The sequence below is a fragment of the Treponema sp. R6D11 genome (genome assembly GCF_054786075.1).
This window is the reverse complement of record NZ_BDHD01000308.1, coordinates 1-1,514: the sequence shown is the minus strand read 5'-3', so window position 1 is coordinate 1,514 and position 1,514 is coordinate 1. Positions and strand designations below refer to the sequence as shown.

Annotated in this window: 2 protein-coding genes and 2 pseudogenes; all 4 read right to left on the bottom strand. The window is 41.7% G+C overall.

The window, feature by feature from the left end; genetic code table 11:
• Positions 1-53: 53 nt before the first annotated feature.
• Positions 54-341, bottom strand: a pseudogene (gene rplB / locus ACYVTD_RS12595) (50S ribosomal protein L2); the annotation flags it as partial.
• A gap of 9 nt (positions 342-350) precedes the next feature.
• Positions 351-635 carry a 50S ribosomal protein L23 gene (locus ACYVTD_RS12590; RefSeq protein ID WP_461248097.1) on the bottom strand — a complete coding sequence of 95 codons (285 nt, stop codon included), beginning with the start codon at positions 633-635 and terminating at the stop codon, positions 351-353.
• Positions 635-1,273, bottom strand: a complete 639-nt coding sequence (rplD, locus tag ACYVTD_RS12585; RefSeq protein ID WP_461248096.1) for a 50S ribosomal protein L4 — start codon at positions 1,271-1,273, stop codon at positions 635-637. The genes ACYVTD_RS12590 and rplD overlap by 1 nt, the downstream gene beginning before the upstream one ends.
• A 2-nt stretch (positions 1,274-1,275) precedes the next feature.
• A pseudogene (gene rplC, locus ACYVTD_RS12580) lies at positions 1,276-1,514 on the bottom strand (50S ribosomal protein L3); the annotation flags it as partial.

Genomic DNA, 1,514 nt, shown 5'->3' with positions numbered 1-1,514 from the left:
CCTGTTTTAAGTTCTTTAGGGGCGATAATGTAGCGTTTTTCGCCGTCTTTTTAATTTATAAGATCGATGTTCGCACTTCGTTTTGGATCGTATTCAAGCGTGTCTACTTTTCCCTGAATACCTATTTTATCTCTCTTAAAATCTATCTCACGGTATTTGCGTTTATTTCCTCCGCCTTGGTGACTCACGCTGATGCGTCCGAATGAATCACGTCCAGCTCTTTCTTTTTTTCCTTTTGTAAGGGACTTTTCCGGCTTTGCACCCTTGGTAAGCTCTGAGTTATCAAGGCTTGTCCATTGCCTCATTCCCGGCGTTATTGGTTTATATTTCTTAATACCCATAATTTTTCCTTATACGCCCTCGAAGATCGCAATCTTCTCATCTTTGGGAATTTTTACAATCGCTTTCTTCCAAGTGGAAGTATATCCTTGGCGGTAGCGCTGCCTTTTGGGCTTGCCTCCGACAACCATTGTGGTGCAGGAAATAGGATGCACATTGAACAATTTGCTCACCGCTTCCTTAATCTGCGGCTTTGTAGCCGACTGAGCCACCTTAAAAACATATTTTCCTTCTTCACGAAGGTGGTTTGCTTTTTCTGAAAGAACAGGTTCAATTAAAATATCTTCGTATTGAATCATTCCCCTGCCTCCTTTTCATTGTAAAAATCGTTAAGATTTTTAGCTGCGGTTTCCAGCATTAACACCTGGCGACCATAAAACAATTCATGCGCTTCAAGGCGGTTGTAAGAAAGATATTTAACCCACGGAATATTCGCCGCGGCTCTTTTAATTTTTGGATCGTCATCTTTAAGGATTATTACTGTGCGAAGTCCGGGTTCAAAATTATCAAGAAGTTTTGCCAAATCTTTTGTTTTGCCCGATTCAACTGAAAAATCTTCTACTATTTTTAACGTGTCGCTTTGTGCTTTTAAACTAAGAATAGTTTTAAGGGCAAGCCGTTTTGCTTTTTTGGGTATTGAATAGGAATAATCTTTTGGTTTTGGACCGAAGATTACGCCTCCGCCGACAAGAACAGGCGATTTTTTATCACCTCTGCGGGCGCGTCCTGTTCCTTTTTGAGCATAGGGTTTTGCGTTTGAGCCGTGAACTTCGGCGCGTCCCTTTGTACAGGCGTTACCCTGCCTTTTGTTAGCAAGCTCGTTATTAATAGCATACCAAATTAAATCTTCGTTTACAGGAAGACCAAAAACATTATCGTTTAACGCCATAGTACGAATTTCTTTGCCTTCTTTTGAATACACTTTACAGTTCATGTTTACCGCCCCTTCTTGACCGCGGAGCGGACAAACACAAGCCCTTTATTAATACCGGGAACAGCGCCCCGAACCAAAATGAGCTGTTTTTCAGGATCTGTTTTTACAACCTTAAGGCTTAAAACCGTTACTTTTTCCCGTCCCATGCGTCCGGGTAACTTTACATTTTTAAAAGTTTTTGCAGGATATGTGCTCTGTCCCGTTGAACCAGGTTCGCGGTGGAATTTTGAACCGTGAGTCC

Excerpts from the sequence above, each read along its gene's own strand:
- rplD (WP_461248096.1), bottom strand. The coding sequence starts at position 1,273 with ATGAACTGTAAAGTGTATTCAAAAGAAGGCAAAGAAATTCGTACTATG.